This is a genomic window from Stenotrophomonas sp. GD03958, assembly GCF_029839005.1.
Lineage (GTDB): Bacteria > Pseudomonadota > Gammaproteobacteria > Xanthomonadales > Xanthomonadaceae > Stenotrophomonas > Stenotrophomonas hibiscicola.
The window spans coordinates 18557-40480 of record NZ_JAOBZT010000035.1; the positions used below are offsets into that span (position 1 = coordinate 18557).

At 67.9% G+C, this 21924-nt stretch carries 19 protein-coding genes; 13 read left to right on the forward strand and 6 right to left on the reverse strand.

Annotated features, from left to right (window positions below):
• Window positions 1–6 precede the first annotated feature (6 nt).
• From N5C25_RS11800 to N5C25_RS11815, 4 genes are all read left to right on the forward strand, one after another.
• Window positions 7–1065 carry a LacI family DNA-binding transcriptional regulator gene (locus N5C25_RS11800; protein ID WP_019337388.1) on the forward strand — a complete coding sequence of 353 codons (1059 nt, stop codon included), beginning with the start codon at window positions 7–9 and terminating at the stop codon, window positions 1063–1065.
• A 197-nt stretch (window positions 1066–1262) separates the two neighbouring features.
• Window positions 1263–2111: a 5-dehydro-4-deoxy-D-glucuronate isomerase gene (kduI, locus tag N5C25_RS11805; protein ID WP_019337387.1), complete on the forward strand. Its 849-nt coding sequence runs from the start codon at window positions 1263–1265 to the stop codon at window positions 2109–2111.
• A 71-nt stretch (window positions 2112–2182) separates the two neighbouring features.
• The gene (gene kduD / locus N5C25_RS11810) at window positions 2183–2938 is read left to right on the forward strand and encodes a 2-dehydro-3-deoxy-D-gluconate 5-dehydrogenase KduD (protein ID WP_005421125.1); all 756 of its coding nucleotides are present in this window, start codon (window positions 2183–2185) and stop codon (window positions 2936–2938) included.
• 101 nt (window positions 2939–3039) lie between these two features.
• Window positions 3040–4140, forward strand: a complete 1101-nt coding sequence (locus N5C25_RS11815) for a GDSL-type esterase/lipase family protein (protein ID WP_058983192.1) — start codon at window positions 3040–3042, stop codon at window positions 4138–4140.
• Between the two features lie 55 nt (window positions 4141–4195).
• Here N5C25_RS11815 and N5C25_RS11820 read toward each other — a convergent pair whose 3' ends face one another.
• Both N5C25_RS11820 and phhA read right to left on the reverse strand, forming a co-directional pair.
• Window positions 4196–4855, reverse strand: coding sequence for a DUF4375 domain-containing protein (locus tag N5C25_RS11820; RefSeq protein ID WP_080398880.1), 660 nt, complete (start codon window positions 4853–4855; stop codon window positions 4196–4198).
• 31 nt (window positions 4856–4886) lie between these two features.
• Window positions 4887–5780, reverse strand: a complete 894-nt coding sequence (phhA, locus tag N5C25_RS11825; protein WP_019658833.1) for a phenylalanine 4-monooxygenase — start codon at window positions 5778–5780, stop codon at window positions 4887–4889.
• Between the two features lie 125 nt (window positions 5781–5905).
• Between phhA and N5C25_RS11830 the strand changes: the two genes are divergently transcribed.
• Both N5C25_RS11830 and N5C25_RS11835 read left to right on the forward strand, forming a co-directional pair.
• Entirely contained in the window at window positions 5906–6388 is a 483-nt protein-coding gene (locus tag N5C25_RS11830) for an Lrp/AsnC family transcriptional regulator (protein ID WP_251102552.1), read from the forward strand.
• A gap of 85 nt (window positions 6389–6473) precedes the next feature.
• Window positions 6474–8471, forward strand: a complete 1998-nt coding sequence (locus N5C25_RS11835; protein WP_262212962.1) for a hypothetical protein — start codon at window positions 6474–6476, stop codon at window positions 8469–8471.
• A 39-nt stretch (window positions 8472–8510) separates the two neighbouring features.
• Here the strand turns inward: N5C25_RS11835 and N5C25_RS11840 are convergent, their stop codons facing one another.
• Together N5C25_RS11840 and N5C25_RS11845 are read right to left on the reverse strand one after the other, a co-directional pair.
• A complete protein-coding gene (locus N5C25_RS11840; RefSeq protein WP_021204629.1) occupies window positions 8511–9503 on the reverse strand; it encodes a patatin-like phospholipase family protein in 993 nt (330 codons plus the stop codon).
• Window positions 9504–9676: 173 nt separating this feature from the next.
• Window positions 9677–10690, reverse strand: coding sequence for a TIGR00266 family protein (locus N5C25_RS11845; protein ID WP_279936987.1), 1014 nt, complete (start codon window positions 10688–10690; stop codon window positions 9677–9679).
• 159 nt (window positions 10691–10849) lie between these two features.
• On the opposite strand from N5C25_RS11845, the gene N5C25_RS11850 reads away from it, so the two are divergent.
• The gene (locus tag N5C25_RS11850; RefSeq protein WP_058983198.1) at window positions 10850–13120 is read left to right on the forward strand and encodes a TonB-dependent receptor; all 2271 of its coding nucleotides are present in this window, start codon (window positions 10850–10852) and stop codon (window positions 13118–13120) included.
• A gap of 132 nt (window positions 13121–13252) precedes the next feature.
• On the opposite strand, the gene N5C25_RS11855 is transcribed toward N5C25_RS11850, so the two are convergent.
• The gene (locus tag N5C25_RS11855) at window positions 13253–14092 is read right to left on the reverse strand and encodes a phosphatase PAP2 family protein (protein WP_262212965.1); all 840 of its coding nucleotides are present in this window, start codon (window positions 14090–14092) and stop codon (window positions 13253–13255) included.
• Between the two features lie 262 nt (window positions 14093–14354).
• Here N5C25_RS11855 and N5C25_RS11860 point away from each other — a divergent pair, with 262 nt between their 5' ends.
• Together N5C25_RS11860 and N5C25_RS11865 are read left to right on the forward strand one after the other, a co-directional pair.
• Window positions 14355–15233 (forward strand): hypothetical protein, encoded by an 879-nt coding sequence (locus tag N5C25_RS11860; RefSeq protein ID WP_251102548.1) that lies wholly within the window; start codon window positions 14355–14357, stop codon window positions 15231–15233.
• An 11-nt stretch (window positions 15234–15244) separates the two neighbouring features.
• On the forward strand, window positions 15245–16447 hold the full coding sequence (locus tag N5C25_RS11865; protein ID WP_262212966.1) for a DUF4785 family protein: 1203 nt from the start codon (window positions 15245–15247) through the stop codon (window positions 16445–16447).
• A 128-nt stretch (window positions 16448–16575) separates the two neighbouring features.
• On the opposite strand, the gene N5C25_RS11870 is transcribed toward N5C25_RS11865, so the two are convergent.
• Window positions 16576–17361: an ATP-binding cassette domain-containing protein gene (locus N5C25_RS11870; protein WP_262212968.1), complete on the reverse strand. Its 786-nt coding sequence runs from the start codon at window positions 17359–17361 to the stop codon at window positions 16576–16578.
• A gap of 187 nt (window positions 17362–17548) precedes the next feature.
• On the opposite strand from N5C25_RS11870, the gene N5C25_RS11875 reads away from it, so the two are divergent.
• The 4 genes from N5C25_RS11875 to N5C25_RS11890 all read left to right on the forward strand — a co-directional run bounded on the left by N5C25_RS11875 (window position 17549) and on the right by N5C25_RS11890 (window position 21622).
• Window positions 17549–18751, forward strand: coding sequence for a fatty acid desaturase (locus N5C25_RS11875; RefSeq protein WP_262212969.1), 1203 nt, complete (start codon window positions 17549–17551; stop codon window positions 18749–18751).
• Window positions 18748–19080 (forward strand): EF-hand domain-containing protein, encoded by a 333-nt coding sequence (locus N5C25_RS11880; protein WP_058983208.1) that lies wholly within the window; start codon window positions 18748–18750, stop codon window positions 19078–19080. Before N5C25_RS11875 ends, N5C25_RS11880 begins: the two co-directional genes overlap by 4 nt.
• A 19-nt stretch (window positions 19081–19099) precedes the next feature.
• The gene (mutM, locus tag N5C25_RS11885; protein ID WP_279936988.1) at window positions 19100–19912 is read left to right on the forward strand and encodes a bifunctional DNA-formamidopyrimidine glycosylase/DNA-(apurinic or apyrimidinic site) lyase; all 813 of its coding nucleotides are present in this window, start codon (window positions 19100–19102) and stop codon (window positions 19910–19912) included.
• 105 nt (window positions 19913–20017) lie between these two features.
• Entirely contained in the window at window positions 20018–21622 is a 1605-nt protein-coding gene (locus N5C25_RS11890; RefSeq protein ID WP_019658845.1) for a glucan biosynthesis protein D, read from the forward strand.
• Window positions 21623–21924 lie beyond the last annotated feature (302 nt).

Consider the following 21924-nt stretch of genomic DNA (forward strand, 5'->3'; position numbering starts at 1 on the left):
CAAAACATGTCAGTGCGCAACAAGAACGATGCCGCTACGCCGGCATTGGCGAAGGGCAAGGCAGCCACCATCAACGACATCGCGCGACTGTCGGGTGTATCCAAGAAAACGGTTTCAAGAATCATCAACAACTCGCCACTGGTGCGCAAGGACACGCGCGACAAGGTGGAAGCGTTGATGCGTGAAGTGGGCTACACGCCCGATCCACTGGCCCGCGGGCTGGCGTTCCGCCGCTCCTTCCTGATCGGCATGGTCTACGACAACCCCACCGCGCAGTACATCGTGGACATGCAGTACGGCGCGCTGGATGCATTGCGTGGATCCAGTTTCGAGCTGGTGGTGCATCCCTGTGACAGCCGCAGCCCCGGCTACATCGAAGGCGTGCGTCGCTTCGTGCAGCAGCAGAAGCTGCACGGCGTGATCCTGGTGCCGCGTGCCTCGGAAGACCAGGCGCTGGCGGACATGCTCGATGAGATCGGCTGCCGGTTTACCCGCGTGGCAGCGCTGCCGCTGGACGAAAGCTCGCAGATGGTGGTTACCCATGACCGCGATGGTGCGGCCGAAGCCGCCGACTACCTGCTCTCGCTCGGCCACCGTGACATTGCCCTGGTGACCGGTCCCAGCGCCTACCGTTCGGCCCATGAACGTACCGCCGGCTTCATCGACGCACTGTCGCAACGCGGTATCGAGCTGCCGAAAGACCGCATCATCGAGGCCGGCTACACCTTCGAATCCGGTGTCGCCGCTGCCGAGAAACTGCTGCTGGGCAAGCGCCGCCCGACCGCCATCTTCACCGGCAACGATGAAATGGCCGCCGGTATCTACAAGGTGGCGCTGCGCGCGGGCATCAACATTCCGCGCCAGCTGTCCATTGTCGGCTATGACGACAGCCCGCTTGCCTCGCGCCTGTGGCCCTCGCTGACCTCGGTGCGCCGGCACACGCGCGATACCGGACGCACCGCCGCGGCGATGCTGATCCAGCCCGAAGGCCAGGCCGCGCTGCCCATTGCCAGCGTGCGGCCGCACCTGATCGTCCGCGATTCCTGCCAGCCGCCGGAGGATTGATCCCCAAGGATCAATCCTGCAGGTCACGACCTCTGGTCGTGACACGCTCCTGCCCCATCCACCCGATCCACCGCGCCCTGCCCGGGCCATCCCGGCATCGTGCGACGCAAAATGACACCGGTTTCCTGTCTGGCTAGAATCGACCGTGAACCGCGCCGGGGCCGACCCGTCGGCCCGCCCCCCGCTCTGGAGACGCCATGTACAGCAAGACCCATTACGCCACCCATCCCGATGCCATCCACGGTGCCAGCAACGACCAGCTGCGTGACCTGTACCTGCTCGATGGCCTGTTCAACGCCGGTGCGGTGACCCTCAAGTACACCCACTACGAGCGCTTCGTGATTGGTGGCGCCGCCCCGGTGGACGCACCGCTTGCGCTGCCGACCCAGACCGAACCCGCTTCGGCCGCAGGCCACCCGTTCCTGGAGCGCCGGGAACTGGGCGTGATCAACGTCGGCAGCGGCACTGGTACGGTCACCGTGGATGGCACCGGCTACACGCTGGGTCCGAAGGACGGTCTGTACGTGGCCATGGGCAGCAAGGAGGTCGTGTTCGCCTCGCAGGACGCCGCCAACCCCGCCCAGTTCTATCTGGCCTCGACCCCGGCCCATGCCCGCTTCGAAACCAGGCAGCTGTCCATCAAGGACGCCGTTGCACTGGACCGCGGCGCGCTGGAAACCAGCAACGAGCGCACCATCTACCAGTACATCGTGCCGGCCACCTGCCAGTCCTCGCAGCTGCTGCTGGGCCTGACCGTGCTCAAGCCGGGCAGCGTGTGGAACACCATGCCGCCGCACCTGCACGACCGTCGCAGCGAGGTCTACTTCTACTTCGACCTGGGTGACAGCGACCGCGTCTACCACTTCATGGGCGAGCCGGCCGCGCAGCGTCACATCGTGATCCAGAACAACGAAGCGGTCGTGTCGCCGCCGTGGTCGATCCACATGGGCGCCGGCACCAGCAACTACGCCTTCATCTGGGCGATGGGTGGCGAGAACCTGGACTACACCGACATGCACGTGCTGGACATCTGCCAGCTCAAGTAAGCCCGCCTGGCCGCCGCGCACCGTGTGCCGGCCGTCGACACCGCTCGTCTATATCAAGGAATGCATACGCAATGGCTAATCCCTTCAGCCTGGAAGGCAAGGTCGCTCTGGTAACCGGTGGCAATACCGGTCTGGGCCAGGGCATCGCCGTGGCACTGGCCGCCGCTGGCGCCGACGTGGCCGTGGCCGGCATCGCCCCGCCCACCGATACCATCGAAAAGATCACCGCGCTGGGCCGCCGCTGCCTGGCCATCGAAGCCAACCTGATCAGCATCGAGCCGGTGGCGCGCGTGGTCCGCGAGACCATCGAAGGCCTGGGCGGGTTGGACATCCTGGTCAACAACGCCGGCCTGATCCGCCGCGCCGATGCGGTGGACTTCAGCGAGCAGGACTGGGACGACGTGATGAACGTCAATCTCAAGTCCGCGTTCTTCATTTCGCAGGCCGCCGGCCGCCACTTCATCGAACAGGGCCACGGCAAGATCATCAACATCGCTTCGATGCTGTCCTTCCAGGGCGGTATCCGCGTGCCGTCGTACACCGCCAGCAAGAGCGGCATCGCCGGCATCACCCGGCTGCTGGCCAACGAGTGGGCGGGCAAGGGCATCAACATCAATGCCATCGCCCCGGGCTACATGGCCACCGACAACACCGCCCAGCTGCGCGCCGACGAAGCGCGCAACAAGGCGATCCTGGAGCGCATCCCGGCCGGTCGTTGGGGCACGCCGGATGACCTGGCCGGTGCGGCGGTGTTCCTGGCCTCGTCGGCGTCGGATTACATCAACGGCGCCGTGCTGCCGGTCGATGGTGGCTGGCTGGCGCGCTGACGCGTGATCCGCGGTAGTGCCGGCCGCTGGCCGGCGTCCTGGCAATGCTTCCGCCGTTCATGAGGTTGCCGGGCAGCGGCCGGCACTACCGGAGACCGGACATGCGCACCCTGTTGCCTTTGTTGTTGCTGCTGTCGTGCACCACCGCGCAGGCGGCGCCCGTGCGGGTCTTCATTGCCGGTGACTCCACTGCGGCCGCATACGGCCCCGAGCGCGCGCCGCAGGCCGGCTGGGGCCAGGCGCTGCAGAGCTACCTGGACCCGGCGCGCTTGGAGGTGCACAACCACGCCAAGGGCGGGCGCAGCACGCGCAGTTTCATCGAGGAAGGGCGCCTGGAGGCCATCGCCGCCGAGCTGCGCCAAGGCGACGTGCTGCTGATCCAGTTCGGCCACAACGATGCGAAGTTCGAAGACCGCACGCGCTACACCGATCCGGACAGCGACTACCCACGCCTGCTGATGCGTTACGTACAGGTGGCCCGCGCAAAGGGCGCCACGCCGGTGCTGGTCACGCCGGTGGCGCGGCTGCTGTACGACTTCGGTTCACTGCTGGATACGCATGGCCGCTACACGCAGTCGATGAAGGCGTTGGCCGCGCGCGAGCAGATTGCGCTGATTGATCTGAATGACCGCAGCATGCGCTGGATCCGCGCGCTGGGTGAGGAGGGCGCGCGACCCTACTTCCTGTTCGTGCCCGAACAGAACAAGGCCGACGGCACCCATTTCAGCGTGGCCGGCGCACATGCGGTGGCCTGCCTGGTATTGCGCGAGGCGGTGCCGCTGCTACCCGCGCTGCAGCCGGCGCTGGTGCGGGATATCGACTGCGACGTGGTGGCGGAAGGGCAGGGTAGCGACCCAGCCCTGCCCTCGCAGGTGGTGCACGAAGACAGTGTTGTGCGCACGCAAGCAGGCCCGCACGGCGGTGCCGGCCCGACCACGGCGTATCCGTTCTTCGCCGATGCCGAAGGGCTGCCGTTCGTGCTGCGCAAGCGTGTGCTGCACAAAGGCGCGGGCATCGGCCTGCATCCGCAGCACAAGGACGAGATCTATTACATCGTGAGCGGGCAGGGCAGTTATGTGCTGGATGGCAGGCAGTACGACGTGCACGCCGGGCACGCGCTGCTGACCCGCAAGGGCAGCCGCCATGCGCTGCAGCAGGTGGGTGAGGAGGATCTGGTGGTGCTGCTGGTGTACCCGCGCTGATTGAAACGCAGCCGAGCATGGGCTCGGCTCTACAGAACAGCGCCGGCGTACATGGTCATCGTCGTTCGACAGGCTCCGGGCCGAAGTGCTTCAGCCCCAACCTGGCCAGGTCTTCCGGTCGCTCGAAATAGGCTTCGTCGAAGGCGTGCAGCGCCTCCTGCTCCTGTTCGGTCATCGCGCCGTACAGGTCGGTCAGTTGCTTGACCGCCGGGTCATCTTCCAGCCGGTCGACCAGCCCGCGCATGCCGGCCAGGATCGCGTGGGTCTTCGCCGCGCCCATCGCCTGCAGCGCACGCAACGCCAGCTGGCAGGTCGGGTCGCCCCAGTTGCACAGGAACTGCATGAAGCCGCCGTTGTTGATGTCGGCCTCCATGCGCCACAGCGCCACCAGCTGCTGGTCTTCGTCGGACAGCGCATCCAGCGTCCACGCGGCTGCCTTCAGTCGCGCCAGCGCGGCCTCGTAGCGGTCTTCCCAGACCTGGTTGAGGATATCGACCACGCCCGCCTCGCGCGCCGGCAGCAGGGCCGGCCAGTTCACGCCCAGGCCATCGGCGGTGGCGACCCACCGCGCGCGTTGCCCTGCATCGGCTTCGAACAACGCGGGTACCCAGCGCAGCGGCTGGCGGGTACGGCGGCCATCGGCCAGGGTCAGCAGGATGAAGTCGTCGTCGAAAGCGACATCGGTTACGCGCAGCGAAGCAAATGCATCAGTCATGCCGTGCAGGATACCCGCGCGGCAGCGCGCATCACACGTCGCCGCCGTCCGCCCAGCCTTCACCCGTGCCGGCCTGGAACACGTGGTCGTCAGCCTGCACGTCACCGGCAGGCAGGTGCGCCTGGTCGGCCAGTGCCGCGTAGATCGGGGTGAAGTCCGGCGACGTCGCCTGCATCAGCTGTTCAAAGCTGTCGATGACGAAGTAGGTCTTCTGGAAGGTGTCGATGCGGTACTTCGTTCGCATGATCCGCTGCAGGTCGAAACCGATGCGGTTGGGTGCGGCCGATTCCAGCGAGTACAGCGACTCGCCCTTGGACGACACGATGCCGGCACCGTAGATGCGCAGGCCGTCGGGCGTGTCGATCAGGCCGAACTCCACCGTGTACCAGTACAGGCGGGTGAGGTTCTGCAGCGCGTCCGGGCCGATCGCGTGGGCTTTGACGCCGCCACGGCCATAGGCCTCCATGTAGTCGGCGAACACCGGGTTCATCAGCAGCGGCACGTGGCCGAACAGGTCGTGAAACAGGTCCGGCTCGGCGATGTAGTCGATCTGGTCCGGGCGACGGATCCACCAGGTCACGGGAAAGCGGCGGTTGGCCAGGTGGTCGAAGAAATCCAGTTCCGGTAGCAGGCCTTCGACGCCGACCAGGGTCCAGCCGGTGGCCGCGCCCAGCACTTCGTTGAGCTGGTCGAAGCGCGGAATCATGTGCGCATTCATGCCCATCTCGTCCTGCGCGTCCAGGAATTCCTGGCAGGCACGTCCGACCAGCAGCTCGCGCTGGCGCTGGTACAGCGTGCTCCAGGTGGCGTGGTCGTCGGCGCTGTAGGTGTCCCACGGCTGCTCGACGAGCGCGGTGGTGTACACCGGCACGTAGCCCTTGTCGGTCTGCTGGTGTTCGACGCGGCGGGGCTGGGCGAGGTCCATGGGGCACTCCTTGAAGGGATAGCCACGATGCTAGGGCAGGGCGCGCGCAACAGGGTTGCAAAAGTTGCGCCGATTGGCATTGTTGGCGCAATATCCTTGCGCAGTCACCATGTTGCGGAGCAGCAATGGCCGGAGAAGTCCAGTTTGATCGCACGGATATACGCCTGCTGGCTGAAATCCAGCGGGATGGGCGTGCCACCAACGCGGAGCTGGCGACACGGGTGAACCTGTCGCCCTCGGCCTGCCTGCGCCGCCTGCAGCGGCTGGAAAGCGAGGGCGTGATCGTCGGCTACGGCGCGCGGCTGGAGCCGCGGCAGCTGCGCCTGGGCCTGCAGGCCTTCGTGCGCGTGCAGTTGGAAAAGCACGACCAGGGCGCCATCGGCCACTTCGTGGACAGCGTGCAGGGCTGGGACGAGGTGGTGGCCTGCCATGCGCTGACCGGCGACATGGACTACCTGCTGCACGTCTACGTGCGCGACCTGGAGCACTTTTCGCACTTCCTGCTGGACCGCCTGCTCAACGCCGGCGGCGTGGCCGACGCCAATTCCAGCTTCGTGCTGCGCACGGTGAAGGGTTTCCAGGCATTGCCGTTGTCGCAGCTGGAATGAGCGCAGCGGCGATTTGACGCGGCCGGGCGGGTAGCCGAGCATCACCGCCCTGCGCGCGCCGCAGCGTTCCTTTCCGGTTCCACGCATGTCCGAACTCCAGCACCCGGTGCCCACCACCATCTTCCTGCCGCTGCAGCGCAAGTCGCTGGCACGTTACATCGCTCACGGCACGCCGCCGCAGACGGCAGTGGAGCAGGCCGGGCTGATGGCCGCGCAGTTGTGCCGGACGCGCCTGCATCCAGCGGCCGAGATCGAACGCCTGCTGCATGATGCCTGCGCGCTGTTTGCCGGCAACGAAGGCGCCGCCGCGCAGCTGGCCGGCCCCGGTGGCGGAGGCCAGCCGGAGCTGGATGCCTGGCTGACCGCATTGGCCGCCCACGGCGTGCTGCTGGCGCCGGCGCAGATCCTGCAGGACGTCATCGCGCAGTCGCCATTGGAGTATCCGGGCCTGGCCCTGCAGCAGGCCTGCCAGGAAACCCTGACCGAGCATGAGATCCGCTTTCCCGCCACCTTTTCCAGTGACGAGGCGCTCACGCAGGATGACGTTGCGGCCGAGGATGCGCGGGCGATCGAACACCATGGCCTGTATACCTCCGAGCAGGCCCGCGTGCTGCGCGCCATCGCCGCAAACCCCGATGAACTGATCGACCTCGATGGCTATGCCGGCACCGGCAAGAGCCACCTGGTGCTGGCGCTGATGGAGGCGCGGCCGGGCCGCTATACCTACGTGGCGCCCTCGCGTGGGCAGGTGGAAGCCTTCCGCGCCCGCGTGCCGGCCAGCACCGCAGTGCGCCTGCTGACCCAGATCGAGTTCGCCAACCGCCTGGCCCAGCACGCTGCGCGCAGTGGCCGGACCGGAGGCTTCGTTGCCAGCTACCGGCGCAGCACCCGTACGCCGCGCGAGATTGCCGGCCGCATCGGCCTGCAGGGCATCGGTGGGCGCAGCCCGGAGCAGGTGCTGCTTACCGCGTTCGAGGCCATCAACCGCTGGTGCGCATCGTCGGCACCGGGCCTGGCGTTCCAGCATTTCGACCGTTCGGTGCCCGCCGCGATGCTCGACGTGTCACCGTACATGGCGGCTGCCGAGCACGTCTGGCGCTGCATGTTCGACGCCGAGCTGCAGCGGGGCACGCTGCTGAGCCTCAGCCCGGCGCACATCGGCAAGTGGCTGGCGCTGCGCGGCGTCACCCCGCCGCTGGACATGGGCATGCTGCTGGTGGACGAGGCGCATGACCTCAGCCCGTCGTGGAAGCAGTTGCTGGCCGGCCATGCGCCGGGCGTGGTCAGTCTGGGCGATCCGCATCAGTGCCTGTCCGGCACGGTGCCGCGCTGGGGCGCGTCGAAGGTGCTGGAAATGCACCAGTCGGTGCGCCAGGGCAACCAGGTCGAGGGCCTGGTCAACCAGACCCTGGCGCTGGATGGACTGGGCCAGGACAGTGGGCCGTTCGTCGGTGCCGCCGACCGCGCCACCGGTGTGCTGCATTACCGCCACTGGGCGCAGGTACCAAGCGAGGGCCTGCGCATCCATGGCAGCGTCGCCGATCTGGCCCTCGATGCGGCGCAGCTGCAGGCGCTCGGGCTGCGGCCCTACCTGCATCCGGCATCGCTGCGCGCGCTGCGCGGTGTGTTGCAGCGCCCGCTGGATGCGTGGCGCCGTCGCCACGCCAGCGCATCGGACCCGGAGTGGGAGCGCTTCCTGGCCACGCAGGCCGACGAAGGGCAGGGCGCGCTGGTCGAACTGTTTGCGTCTGCCGATCGGGTGCAGTCACTGCTGCAGGCGCTCGACGACCAGGACACGCCCGCTGAAGGGCGGGTGGCGCTGTGCCTGGCCGAACACGCGAAGAACCTGCAGTTCGACGTGGTCTCGCTGTCACCCGGTTGTTTCCGTGCGGGGCAGGGTGGGCGCATCTGGCACAACCCGGTGCGCGCGGTCTATCTGGCGCTCACCCGTGCGCGACGCCAGCTGCATGTACCGGCCGATGGCATGGAGCAGCTGCAGCACACGGCGGCACTGCAGGAGCAGGCCCGCCAGATGCGCAGGCGCGAACGGCAGCAGGCCAGTGGCTACCGGCCCGCGCGCTAGAACGCGCGTCGCTGTCTGGCAGCGGCACGCCGGTTCAGGTCAGCACTTGTCCTTGCGGCCCATCAGCCTGCCCAGGCGCGAGGCTTCCTCGCACTTCGGTGCAGCCACCGGGGCCGGTGCCGCTGCGGCGGCACGTGCACGCTGCAGTTGCTGGATCTTCGCTCGAATCTGCGGCATCGCCGCCATTGCGGCCTTCTCGCCTTCCAGGATCGCGGTGCCGCGCTGGCTGAAATCGGCGGCGCCGATGTCCAGCACCTTCGGGCGGATGACGATGTCGGCGCGCGCCAGTTCCTGTTCGCCCAGGCGCTGGCCCATGATCGAGATGGACTGGTTGACGATGCCCAGCATGTCGGTCGGCGCCTTGCCGCTGGCCTTGCTGGAGATGTCCACGGCGATCACGAAGTCGGCGCCGAGCTGGCGCGCGGCATCCACCGGCACCGGGCTCACCACGCCGCCATCGATGTAGTTGCGGCCACCAATCTTCACCGGCTCGAACACACCGGGAATGCTGCTGGACGCGCGCACGGCCTGGCCGACGTTGCCGCGCACGAAGATCGCGCGTTCGCCGGTTTCCAGCTGGGTGGCGACGGCGGCGAACGGCTTCTTCAGGCGCTCGGCCGGACGGTTGGCAACCTGCTCGTTGACGTAGTCCTGCAGCTTCTGGCCCTGCACCAGGCCACCGGAGAACAGGCGCACGTCGCGGATGCTCGCTTCGTCCAGCGCCACTGCCTTGCTCTGCATCTGGAAGGCGTCCATGCCGCTGGCATACAGCGCGCCGACCACGCTGCCGGCACTGGTACCGGACACCACGGCCGGTTCGAAGCCGTTGGCCTCCAGCATCTTGATCACGCCGATGTGGGCGAAGCCCTTGGCTGCGCCACCGCCGAGGGCGATACCGATCTTCACCGGCTTGGCCTGCGGTACCACGGTTGGCGCCGGCGGCGGCGCAGGGCGGACCGGGTCGCCACCGCAGCCGGCCAGCAGGCCGATCAGGGCGACGGACAGCAGCATGCGGGGTCGGAACAGGCTCATCGGCAGTGCGCTCGCGGCGCCGGATTCAGGAAAGGGCGCCAGCATACCGAAGGTGCCGCAGGGCGGGCAGGGTAGGTCGGCCCGCCCATTCATCGGATGCTTCGGGTAGTGCCGGCCGCTGGCCGGCACCCTCGTGAAACAGCCGGCCAGCGGCCGGCACTACCGCGAGGCGGTCAGAACCGGTTGTCGCCGTCCAGCATCCGGCCCAGGCCGCCCAGCACCGAGCCTTCGCCGCGGTTCTGGCCGCCGCCCTGCGGCGCGGCCATCCACATGCGGCCGGCCAGGCGCGAGAACGGCAGCGACTGCAGCCAGACCTTGCCTGGACCGGTCAGCGTGGCCAGGAACACGCCTTCGCCGCCGAACAGCATGCTCTTGATGCCGGCAACACGGCGCACGTCCATGTCCACCGTCGGGTGATACGCCACCACGCAGCCGGTATCCACGTCCAGGCGTTCACCGGCAGCCAGCTCGCGCTCGACCACGCAGCCGCCGGCGTGGATGAACACCCAGCCGGCGCCCTCCAGCTTCTGCATGATGAAGCCTTCGCCGCCGAACAGGCCGGTCATGATCCTGCGCTGGAACTGCACGCCGATCTGCACGCCGCGCGCGCCGGCCAGGAAGCTGTCCTTCTGGCAGATCAGGCGGCCGCCGTGCTGGTCCAGCTTCATCGCCAGCACCGTGCCCGGGTAGGGCGCGGCGAAGGCGACCTTGCCCTTGCCGTGGCCGCTCTGGGTGTAGACGGTGGCGAACAGGCTCTCGCCGGTCAGCACGCGCTTGCCGGCGGCCATCACCTTGCCCATGAAGCCGCCGCCCTGGTCGCCGTTGGCGGCGCCGAACACCGTGTCCATCTGTACCGTGGCGTCCTTGAACATCAATGCGCCGGCCTCGGCAATGGCGCTCTCGCCGGGGTCGAGCTCGATCTCCACGAACTGCATTTCATGGCCGACGATGCGGAATTCGATGTCGTCGGCGCGGCCGCTGGCGGAGGGGACCGGCGGCGGGCTGTTCGGCATGCCCGGGGCCGCAGATTGCAGCTCCGGCACCTCGGCAATCGAGGTCCATCCGCTCATGCCCTGGCACCAGGCCAGCGCGCGCGGGTTGGCCTGCGCATAACGGCGCGCAGCCTGGTCATCAAGCGGGCCGATACGCTCGGCCTGGGCGGAGGCATGGAAATACCACTGGGTCATCGCGGCGGCTCCGCAGGGCTGGAAACCCCCGAGTCTAGCGAGGGCGCCCGGGCCGGGGCGACAGGCCCATGAACGGCGGGCATTTGCGGGGCAGGTGCTGTATTGCAACAATCATCTGGTAGCGCCGTTTTACCACCCCTCCAAACACAGCCTACCGCCATGTCCCCGACCCGTACTTCCCGTGGCCGCCTTCCGGTCGCGCGCCCCCTCGTTGCCGCTCTTTCCGCCCTGCTGCCGCTGGTTGCGGCCGCCCAGGAAACTCCCGCTGCCAAGGATCCGGTTGCCCTCGATGCCCTGCAGGTGACCGCGCAGCGGCGCGTCGAGAACGCCAAGGACGTACCGGTCGCACTGAGCGCGATCCAGGGCGAGAAGCTGGATGTGCTCGGCTCGGCCGGTGATGACATCCGCTTCCTGGCCGCACGCGTGCCCAGCCTCAACATCGAGTCGTCCTACGGCCGTGCCTTCCCGCGCTTCTACATCCGCGGCCTGGGCAACACCGATTTCGACCTCAATGCCTCGCAGCCGGTGTCGCTGGTGTATGACGACGTGGTGCAGGAAAGCCCGCTGCTGAAGGGCTTCCCGCTGTTCGACCTGGCCAACGTGGAAGTGCTGCGTGGCCCGCAGGGCACGCTGTTCGGCCGCAACACCCCGGCCGGCGTGGTCAAGTTCGATTCGGCACGCCCGTCGCAGGATGCCGATGGTTACCTCCGTGTCGGCTACGGCAGCTACAACAGCTGGAACGTGCAGGGCGCCTACGGCGGCCCGCTGACCGACCGCTGGTCGGCACGCGTCTCGGCCATCTACCAGCGCCGCGACGACTGGGTCGACAACACCCGCGTCGGCGCTCCCAACAGTGGCTTCGAAGGCTATGACGAAGCCGCCGGCCGCGTGCAGTTCCTGTACGAAGGCGACGACTTCGAAGCACTGTTCAACCTGCACAAGCGCAAGCTCAACGGTACCGCCCGCCTGTTCCGCGCCAACATCATCCAGAAAGGTGGCAATTCGCTGGTCGAGAACTTCGACCGCGACAAGGTGGCCAACGACGGCGTCAACTTCTCCGACCTGGAGACCTGGGGCGGCAGCGCGCGCCTGCAGTGGAACCTCGGTTCGGTGACCCTGCACTCGATCACCGGCTACGAGACCGCTGAGTCGCTCAACCGTGGCGACATCGACGGCGGCTACGGCGCGGCCTTCCTCGGCGCCGGCAATTACGGTCCGGGCCTGATTCCGTTCTCGTCGGAGTCGGCCGACGGCCTGCCGCACCACCGCCAGTGGACGCAGGAAGTGCGCATCGAGTCCAACGAATGGGGCCGCTTCGACTGGCAGGCCGGCGTCTTCTACTTCGATGAAGACGTGACCATCAACAACTTCAACTACGACTCGCTGACCCCGGGCAATCCGCAGACCGGCCACGTGGTGCAGAACCAGCGCAACAAGGCGTGGGCGGTGTTCGCTTCGGGCGACTTCGATGTCACCGACCGCTTCAAGCTGCGTGCCGGCGTGCGCTATACCCAGGACAAGAAGGACTTCAGCGCCAGCGTGCTGCAGGCCGTTCCGTTCGGCACCCCGGTCAGCGGCCCGTACCTGGCCAACACCGACGTCAACGACGTCAGCTGGGACGTCAGCGGCGTGTACAAGCTGACCGACGACATCAACGCCTACGCCCGCGTCGCCAAGGGCTTCCGCGCGCCGTCGATCCAGGGCCGCCTGGCCTTTGCGCCGGGCCTGTCGCAGGCCGATTCGGAGAAGGTCATCTCGTACGAGGCCGGCATCAAGGCCGACCTGTTCGAGCGCCGCGCGCGCCTGGGCCTGAGCGTGTTCCGCTACAACGTTGACGGCCAGCAGCTGATCGCCGTGGGCGGTGCCAACAACACCGCCACCCTGCTCAACGCCGACAAGACCATCGGCCAGGGCGTGGAACTGGACCTGGAAGCCTACCTGGCCGACAACGTCCTGCTGACCTTCGGCAGCAGCTACAACGACACCGAGATCAAGGACAAGAACCTTGCGGTGGCGATCTGCGGCGGTGGCTGCACCATCAACGACCCGACCACGGTCATCAACGGCGGCACCTATGCGCTGGTGAACGGCAACCCGCTGCCGCAGGCGCCGAAATGGATCCACAACGCGACCCTGCGCGTGGGCTTCCCGCTCAGCGATGGCAGCGAGCTGTACGCCTACACCGACTGGGCCTACCGCAGCGCGGTGAACTTCTTCATCTACGAGTCGCCGGAATTCCGCGGCCGCAGTTCGCTGGAAGGCGGCCTGCGCCTGGGCTACAACTGGGATTACGGCCAGTACGACGTGGCGGTGTTCGGTCGCAACCTGACCAACCAGACCCGCGTGGTCGGCGCGATCGACTTCAACAACCTGACCGGCTTCCTCAACGAGCCGCGTACCTGGGGCGTGGAGTTCACCGCGAAGTTCTGATGCGGTGGCTGCGTTGATGCAATGCAGAAGGGCCGGCGCACTGCCGGCCCTTCTGTTTCCTGCTTCGTGTAGAGCCGAGCCTGCGCTCGGCTGCTCTGAGCCGAGCATGGCTCGGCTCTACAGAGGCATGGCCTACAGCGCGCTCTGCGGGCGCACCTTCAGCACCGCATTCTCGGTGGCGCAGTCGCGGCTGGAGTGCAGGCCGGCCTTGCGCGCCGCTTCGATCTCCTTGCGTGCGGCCAGCAGGTCCTTGTTGAAGGCCGCGTTGTCGTGCAGGCGGGCCACGGCGGCGGCACCCATGAAGCGGCCTTCGAGGATGTCGCTCTGCCAATGCACGTTGCACAACAGGCGGCTCTCGCCGTAGTTGCGCCCGCGCGCCTGGATGGCGTCGGCGCGGTCCGGCGCGATCTCCGACAGGATCAGTGCCCAGGCCCAGCCGATCGAGGTGTGGCCGGACGGGTACGAGCCGTTCTTGCGCAGGCCGTCTTCGTCCTTCGGCGAGCAGGTCGGTTCACCGTTGACCATGAACGGACGCGGGCGCTGGTAGTGGTTCTTGGCCGCCTTGGTCGCCGCACTGGCGTCGATCCGGCTGCGCTCCAGCAGGCGATACAGCGCCGGGGTCTTCACCGCATCGACGTCGATGTCGGCGGCGCAGGAGAAGTGGTTGGCGCCTTCGGGGAAACCGAGTTCCGCATCGACGCCGGCCTGGGCGAAGCGCGGGCTGCCACGCAGCGCGCGGGCCTCACGGCTGACCTGCTCGTCCAGGGCGAACGCGGCCGAACCGGCCACCGGTGGTGCCGGTACCAGGTCGAGGCTGGCCGGAACCGCGCTCTTGTCCAGATAACCCACCGCCTTGGTGGTGATGTTGGCTTCGACGGCGGTCGGCTTGGCGGCGGTGGCGGCACAACCGGCCAGGGCAGCGGCCACGGCAAGGCCGAGCAGCGGGCGGGCAGGGTGGGAGATCAGCGACATGGACGGGCTCCGGAGAAAGAACATCGCGTCATGATCGCAGTCCCAGTGCGGCACCGCAGTGGCCATCGGTCATACGGCCAGAACCGGCATGGTCATCGAAACAAGATGAAAAACGTCATCAAGTGACGCCAACCTCCTAAATCCGGGCGCAGCGCACGGACTTTCACGCGCCCGCGCCGTGAGCATCGGCACATCGGCAGGCACCAGAGGCCGTCCAGTTCCAGCCGGGTCGGGGGGATCCGAAGACAGAGGGAGAGACGCGATGCGCAGCACCGCAACAGGAAGTACCGTCCTGGCCCTGCTCCTGGGGCTTGCAACAGCGCCGGCGCAGGCCGCCGACGTGGTCGGCGTGGCCTTCGTGCATGGCACCGGCGCGCAGACCAACGCCACTCAGGACTACTGGCAGCCGACCATCATCGACACCGTGCGCCAGGGCCTGCCCAACAGCAGCAATTACGTGGTCATCAACTGCGATTTCACCCAGTACATGTGGAAACCGGAAGCGGCCGGCTGCCTGGCCAACCAGCTGACCCGTTTCATCGACAGCCGTGGCATCACCCAGCTGGTGGTGATCACCCACTCCAACGGCGGCAACGTGGTGCGCTGGATCCTGTCCAACCCGACCTACGACAGCCGCTATCCGAAGATCATCCGCACGGTGCGCAAGGTCACCGCGCTGGCGCCGTCTTCGGCGGGCACGCCGCTGGCCGATGCGGTGCTCAACGGCAATACCTTCGAAACCTCGCTGGGCTGGCTGCTGGGCTACAAGAACGACGCGGTGCGCCAGCAGCAGGTGGCGAGCATGGCCACCTACAACGCGCAGAACCTGTACGGCACCGCAGGCCGTCCCGCCCTGCCCAAGCCGTTCCGTGCGGTGGTCGGCAGCGACGTGGAATCGGCGGTATGGGACAGCAACAGCTACTGCGGTGGCTACGCCGCCAATGTCGGCCTGGAGTTCACCCAGAACTGGCTGTCCTCCTGCTCCGATGGCTTCCTGGAGTGCAGCAGCCAGAAGGCCGCCGGCACCACCTGGTTCACCGACACGCAGCGCACCCTGGGGGCAGAGCCGCTCAGCCACAACCAGAGCCGCCGCGAGTGCTTCGGCCTCGGCACCCTGCTGCGCAACGACCTGACCCAGTGAGGGAGACGACCATGACGATTCATTCCACCCTGCTGGCCAGTGCGGTGCTGGCAGTCCTGTCCCTTTCCGCAGCGCAGGCCGCGCAGCCTCTGCAGGCCGCCCGTGCAGGCGATCACGTGCCTGCGGCGCTGGTTGCCGCGCCATTGCCGGCCGATGACAGCGAACGCGCACCGCTGTCCTTCGCCTGGGCGTTGGACCCGGCACAACCGCTGCAGGCGGCCACGCCGTATGCATCGGTCAGCCGCAGCTACTGGCAGCAGGTCGATGGCTCGCAGCTGCAACGCGGCCTGGACCTGCCGCTGACGGCGCCCGATGCGGTGATCCAGCTGAGCCCGGCCGCAGGTGCCCGCGCGCTGCCTGCCAACACCCTGCAGATGCGCGACCCGGCTGGCCGCAGCAGCGTGGCCCGCAGTGTCGATGCGCGCGCGCTGCAGGATGCCGGCATGCCGGTGAGTGATGGCAGCAGCATGCTGCGCACCGGCGCGACCAGTTCGGCCGGTGCGTACACGCTGCAGACCACGCAGGCGCAGGGCCGCTATGTGGTGCAGGTGCTTGAGCCGAACAGCCCGCTGCGGCTGGAAGTGCAGGCCAACCAGGCGCAGGTGCTGGCCGGTGGCAACGTGCAGCTGCAGGCACGCCTGCTGGAAGACGGCGCCACCACCGCGCAGCTGGCCTCGCGCCGTGGCGGCCTGGGCGGTGAAGCCCTGCTGGTCGCACCGGATGGCCGCAGCTGGCCGCAGCGCCTGCTGCGCACCACCGATGGTGCCCTGCGTGCACAGGTGCGGATTCCGGCTGATGTCGGCAGCGTGCAGGGGCTGTGGGAACTGCAGGTGTTCGCCCAGGCCGATGGCGTGCTGCGCGACGGCAAGGTGGCTTTCGCGGTGGCACGGCCCACTGCTCGCTTCAGTGGCCAGGCGGCACCCGACCCGGCCAGCCGCCAGGTCGCGCTGCCGCTGCAGGTGGCCGCCGCCGGTCGCTACGAGGCGCGTGGCACGTTGTATGCCACCGGCCGCGATGGCCAGCTGAAGCCGGTGGCGCAGGCGCATGCGGCCGCGTGGTTCGATGGACCGGGGCGTGGCCAGCTGGTGCTGCCATTCGACCAGGCCGCTTTGCCGGCTGGCTTCGGCGCACCCTACGAACTGCGCGACCTGCAGCTGCTCGACCAGAGCCGGATGGCACCGATCGAGTCGCGCGCGCTGGCGTTGAAGTTCTGAGCAAGGGTGCAGCGGGCGGGGTTCCGGCCCGCTGTACCGTTTTCTGTAGAGCCGAGCCTATGCTCGGCTGCCGTTCCCCGCGGCCAGAAGCAGCCGAGCATAGGCTCGGCTCTACAGTGGCATGTCGATTATCCCGCGTACGCGGTCAGCCGGCCTTCCTGCTCGCATACCGTGATCGCGCCACCGAACACAGCCGACAGCGGTTCGTTGCGCAGCAGCTCGGCGCGGGTACCGTCAGCCAGTACGCGGCCGTCACGCAGCAGCACCACGCGTTCGATCTCGGGAATGATCTCTTCGATGTGGTGGGTCACCAGCACCAGGGTGATGCCCTGCTGGGCCAGCACGCGCATGGTCGCCACCAGCTGCTCGCGGGCGACCAGGTCCAGCCCGGTGGAGGGTTCGTCCAGCAGCAGCGCCTGCGGCCGGTTGACCAGCGCGCGCGCGATCAGCACGCGGCGGGTTTCGCCGGCCGACAGCTCGGCGTAGGCACGTTCACGCAGGGACAGCGCGCCGGTCATCGCCAGTGTCTCGCCGACACGTGCGCGCATGTCGGCGGTCACCTCGCGGAAGCCGGGCACCACGTAGCTGGCGAAGAAGCCGGACAGCACCGCCTGTTCCACGGTCAGCCCCGGCATCTCGGCCAGGTTGCTGCTGAGGTCGCCGGTGACGATGCCCAGCTGCGAGCGCAGCCGGTCTACCTGCCAGCGGTTCTGGCCCAGCACCCTCACCGCGACGGAGCCATCGACCTGCGCCAGCGGGTACAGCTCGCGGGTGATCAGCTTGATGAAGGTCGATTTGCCACAGCCGTTGGGGCCGAGCAGGGCGGTGTGCTGGCCCTGCGCGATGCGCAGGCTGAGTCCATGAAGCACCTTCACCTGGCCACGCACCACGGTGGCGCGGTCCAGTTCGATCAAGGGGGGCAGCTCCGCGACGGGCGGGGCGGCGGAAATGCGGCTGGCGCGTGGATCAAGGCTCGACAACTCAGGTCCCCAACTGTGAACGGTGCCACGGATGGCGATGCCAAGCACCGCCGCAGGGATGCAGTTTGCAACGCAAGCGCCCATCATGTCTGCCATCCCCGCGTAGATCCGGAGAGCTGCCATGCCTGATGCCCTGATGTCCCTGTTGACCGGTGGTGTTCTCGGCCTGGGGTGGTGGGCCATGCTGGCCGTGCTGCTGGTCTTCACCCAGATCACCATCTTCTCGGTGACCCTGTACCTGCACCGCAGCCAGGCCCATCGCGGGGTCGACTTCCACCCGGCGCTGGCCCACCTGTTCCGCTTCTGGCTGTGGTTGACCACCTCGATGATCACCCGGGAATGGGTGGCCATCCACCGCAAGCACCACGCCAAGGTGGAGACCGAGGACGACCCGCACAGCCCGGTTACCCGCGGCATCGGCAAGGTGTTCTGGCACGGCGTGGAGCTGTACCGCGAAGCGCGCGGCATGCGCGCGGACATCGAACAGTACGGGCGCGGCACCCCGGATGATGCGATCGAGCGCCGCCTGTATACCCCGCATGCCACGCTCGGCCCGGTGCTGCTGCTGGCGATCAACAGCGTGTTGTTCGGCCTGCCCGGCGTGGCCCTGTGGGCGATCCAGATGGCATGGATCCCGTTCTGGGCGGCCGGCGTGGTCAATGGCCTGGGCCACTGGTGGGGGTACCGCAACTACGAATCGGCCGATACCTCCACGAACCTGACGCCGTGGGGGTTCTGGATCGGTGGCGAGGAGCTGCACAACAATCACCATGCCTTCCCCAGCTCGGCGCGCTTTGCGATGCGGCGCTGGGAATTCGACATCGGCTGGAGTGCGGTCCGCCTGCTGCAGGCGCTGCGCCTGGCCAAGGTGCTGCGGGTGGCACCGGCCATGGACGTACGCCCGAACATCGCCGTGCCCGATGCCGAGACCCTTAAGGCGCTGCTGTCGCACCGCTTCCAGGCGATGACCGACTACCAGCGCAATGTGTTCATGCCAGCCCTGCGCGAGGAAGCCGCCCAGGCCGGAGCCAAGCTGCGCCGCCTGCTGCCGCGCCGGCTGCGCCGCGGTCTGGTCAACGATGGCCGCTGGCTGAAGCCGGACAGCCGTGCCCAGCTGAGCGCCTGGGTGGCACAGCGCCCGCGCATCCGCACCCTGGTCGAGTACCGCGCACGGTTGGCGGCACTGCTGGAGGCGCGCGGCCACGATGCTGCCGAGCGCCTGCATCAGCTGCAGGCGTGGTGCCGCGAGGCCGAGGGAAGCGGTATCGCGGCGTTGCAGGCCTACGCCGCACGCTTGAAGGGCTACAGCCTGGTGGGCGCGTGAGGGCAGGGTACGGGCTTCTGCTGGCGGCACTGCTGCCGGGCGCGGCGCTGGCCCAGGTCACCGACACCGCCAGCTATCTGCAGCGGATGGACCGCGATGGCGACGGCAGGGTCAGCGAGGCCGAGTACGTGCAGTGGATGCTGTATGCCTTCGACCGCATGGACCGCAACGGTGATGGTGTGCTGACGGCCGAGGAGCTGCCCGGTGGCAAGGGCAGGGCGATCAGCCGCGAGCAGCAGCGGCAGGTGATCGTGCAGCGCTTCCACAAGCAGGATGCCAACGGTGATGGCTTCCTCGACGCCCGTGAGCTGTCCGCGCCGCCGCGTTGAGCGGGCGTAGAATCACCCCATGCCCGAACTGCCCGAAGTCGAAACCACCCGCCGCGGCCTGGCGCCGCACCTGCAGGGCCGTCGCGTGCATGGCGTGATCCTGCGCCGCGCCGACCTGCGCTGGCCGATTCCACCGGAAGTGGCCGAGCTGATGCCGGGGCAGCGCATCGAGGACATCCGCCGGCGCGCCAAATACCTGCTGCTGGATACCGTCGTCGGCAGCGCGGTGCTGCACCTGGGCATGTCCGGCAGCCTGCGCGTGCTGCCCGGTGATACCCCGCTGCGGGCGCATGACCACGTCGACATCAGCCTGGACAACGGCCGCCTGCTGCGGTTCAACGACCCGCGCCGCTTCGGCAGCCTGCTCTGGCAGCCGGTCGGCGAGGTCCACCCGCTGCTGCAGGGGCTGGGTCCGGAGCCGCTGGACGAGGCCTTCGACGGCGACTACCTGTTCGCCCGCAGCCGGGGCCGCAGTGCGCCGGTGAAGACCTTCCTGATGGACCAGGCGGTGGTGGTGGGCGTCGGCAACATCTATGCCGCCGAGAGCCTGTTCAAGGCCGGCATCAGCCCGCTGCGCGAGGCGGGCAAGATCTCGCGCGAACGCTACCAGCGGCTGGCCGGGGCGGTGAAGGAAATCCTCGGCTATGCGATCACCCGGGGCGGCACCACGCTGCGTGATTTCATCAGCCCTGACGGCGCACCGGGCTACTTCGAGCAGGAACTGCTGGTGTACGGCCGCGACGGCCTGCCATGCCCGAACTGTGGCCGCGCGCTGAAGCACGCCACCATCGGCCAGCGCGCCAGCGTCTGGTGCAACCACTGCCAGCGCTGAGCCGGGCGGCCAGCGGCAGCTGAACGGGCAGGAGACGTCTCCGCTGCCCGTTAACGTTTGTCTGCCTATCATGGCCGACCTTCCCTTCGTGCCTGACGCGCCTGCATGCAACGACGCGACTTCATCCGCAATGCCTCCCTCGCCCTGGCAGCATTCGGCCTGCCGTCCCTGCCCGCGTGCGCGGCCAGCAGGAGCGGCCAGATGGGCCTGCGCCGCCTCGGCCAGCCGCAGCCGTTCGACTTCGCTACCCTCAAGGGCCAAGCGCGCGCGCTGGCACAGGCGCCCTACAAGAGCCACAAGCGGGTGCTGCCGGGCCGCCTGGAAGGCTTGGACTGGGACCAGTACCAGTCGATCGGTTACCGCCAGGACCATGCGCTGTGGGCTGACCAGCCAGGCAAGTTCCAGGCCAAGTTCTTCCATCTGGGCCTGTACTTCCATTCGCCGGTGCGCATGTTCGACGTGGTCGACGGCAAGGCGCAGGAGCTGGCCTATGACGGCGCGGCATTCAACTACGGCAAGAGCGGCATCAAGGACGGCGAGCTGCCGGCCGACCTGGGGTTCGCCGGTTTCCGCTTGAACACCCGCAAGGACACCGACCGCGATTTCGCCGCCTTCCTCGGCGCCAGTTACTTCCGCGCGGTCGGCAAGGAGGGTCAGTACGGCCAGTCCGCGCGTGGCCTGGCGATCGATACCGGCATGGGCAAGCCGGAGGAATTCCCGGATTTCATCGCCTACTACCTGGAACAGCCGTCGGCTGATTCGGACACGATCGTGGTCTACGGCCTGCTGGATTCGCCCAGCGTGGCCGGTGCCTATCGCTTCGCGATCACCAACGGTGACGTGCTGCTGATGGACATCGACAGCGCGCTGTACCCGCGCAAGGCGATCGAGCGGTTGGGCATCGCCCCGTGCACCAGCATGTACCAGGTGGGCGAGAACGACCGCCGCATGGGCTGGGACTGGCGCCCGGAGATCCACGATACCGACGGCCTGTCGCTGTGGACCGGTGCCGGCGAATGGATCTGGCGCCCGCTGCTGAACCCGCGCAACCTGCGCTTCAACATGTTCGTGGACCGCAACCCGCGCGGCTTCGGCCTGCTGCAGCGCGACCGCAACTTCGACCACTATCAGGATGACGGCGTGTTCTACGAGAAGCGGCCGTGCCTGTGGGTGGAGCCGAAGGGCGAATGGGGCGAGGGCTCGGTGCAACTGGTGGAGATCCCCACCGTGGACGAGACCTTCGACAACATCGTGGCGTTCTGGAATCCCAAGGAAAAGCCGCAGCCGGGCCAGGAGCTGCTGGTCGGTTACCGCCTGTACTGGGGCGCCGAGCCGCCGGCACGGCCGCCGATGGCGCACTGCGTGGCCAGCCGCACCGGCCTGGGCGGTGTGGTCGGCAAGAAGCGCGAGTACTTCAGCTGGCGCTTCGCGGTGGACTTCGAAGGTGGCGAACTGGCCAGGCTGATCGACAAGGGCGAGGTCGAGGCGGTGGTGGAAGCCAGCCGGGGCCGGGTCGAGATTGTGTCGGCGCGGCCGCTGCGCGAGATCAACGGCTACCGCGCGATGTTCGACCTGGTGCCGCCGGAAGGCAGTACCGAGCAGATCGACATCCGCCTGTTCCTGCGCAGTGGTGGCAAGACCCTCACCGAGACCTGGCTGTACCAGTACACCCCGCCGCCGGCCGGAGCGCCGGAGCGCACGCTGTACTAAGAGGGGGTTGGGTTTGCAGGGCTTGCAGCCCTGCACCTGCAGAGGCCAGAGCCGAAGCAACGGCAGAAGCTGGTTTCCTGTGGGGAGGCGCGGTGGGTCCGGTTGAGGGGGACGGCGTAAATACTTCCATGTAGCCTCGGTCGCGCCATCCATGGCGCTCACGCCCCCTCAACCGGACCCACCCCGTCTTCGACAGATCGCCGCGATCTGTCGGAGCACGGGGTCGGATCCCGTTGCTGCGCAACGGGCTCTGACCCCAGATGAATTTCGATAGATGAATTTCGATATCTGACAGATGTGCC

Coding starts and splice junctions, on each gene's coding strand:
- kduI (WP_019337387.1), top strand. CDS start 1,263: ATGTACAGCAAGACCCATTACGCCACCCATCCCGATGCCATCCACGGT.
- N5C25_RS11800 (WP_019337388.1), top strand. CDS start 7: ATGTCAGTGCGCAACAAGAACGATGCCGCTACGCCGGCATTGGCGAAG.
- N5C25_RS11850 (WP_058983198.1), top strand. CDS start 10,850: ATGTCCCCGACCCGTACTTCCCGTGGCCGCCTTCCGGTCGCGCGCCCC.
- N5C25_RS11860 (WP_251102548.1), top strand. CDS start 14,355: ATGCGCAGCACCGCAACAGGAAGTACCGTCCTGGCCCTGCTCCTGGGG.
- N5C25_RS11865 (WP_262212966.1), top strand. CDS start 15,245: ATGACGATTCATTCCACCCTGCTGGCCAGTGCGGTGCTGGCAGTCCTG.
- phhA (WP_019658833.1), bottom strand. CDS start 5,780: ATGGACCTCGCCCAGCCCCGCCGCGTCGAACACCAGCAGACCGACAAG.
- N5C25_RS11840 (WP_021204629.1), bottom strand. CDS start 9,503: ATGAGCCTGTTCCGACCCCGCATGCTGCTGTCCGTCGCCCTGATCGGC.
- kduD (WP_005421125.1), top strand. CDS start 2,183: ATGGCTAATCCCTTCAGCCTGGAAGGCAAGGTCGCTCTGGTAACCGGT.
- mutM (WP_279936988.1), top strand. CDS start 19,100: ATGCCCGAACTGCCCGAAGTCGAAACCACCCGCCGCGGCCTGGCGCCG.
- N5C25_RS11875 (WP_262212969.1), top strand. CDS start 17,549: ATGCCTGATGCCCTGATGTCCCTGTTGACCGGTGGTGTTCTCGGCCTG.
- N5C25_RS11890 (WP_019658845.1), top strand. CDS start 20,018: ATGCAACGACGCGACTTCATCCGCAATGCCTCCCTCGCCCTGGCAGCA.
- N5C25_RS11830 (WP_251102552.1), top strand. CDS start 5,906: ATGGCCGGAGAAGTCCAGTTTGATCGCACGGATATACGCCTGCTGGCT.
- N5C25_RS11815 (WP_058983192.1), top strand. CDS start 3,040: ATGCGCACCCTGTTGCCTTTGTTGTTGCTGCTGTCGTGCACCACCGCG.
- N5C25_RS11820 (WP_080398880.1), bottom strand. CDS start 4,855: ATGACTGATGCATTTGCTTCGCTGCGCGTAACCGATGTCGCTTTCGAC.
- N5C25_RS11855 (WP_262212965.1), bottom strand. CDS start 14,092: ATGTCGCTGATCTCCCACCCTGCCCGCCCGCTGCTCGGCCTTGCCGTG.
- N5C25_RS11845 (WP_279936987.1), bottom strand. CDS start 10,690: ATGACCCAGTGGTATTTCCATGCCTCCGCCCAGGCCGAGCGTATCGGC.
- N5C25_RS11835 (WP_262212962.1), top strand. CDS start 6,474: ATGTCCGAACTCCAGCACCCGGTGCCCACCACCATCTTCCTGCCGCTG.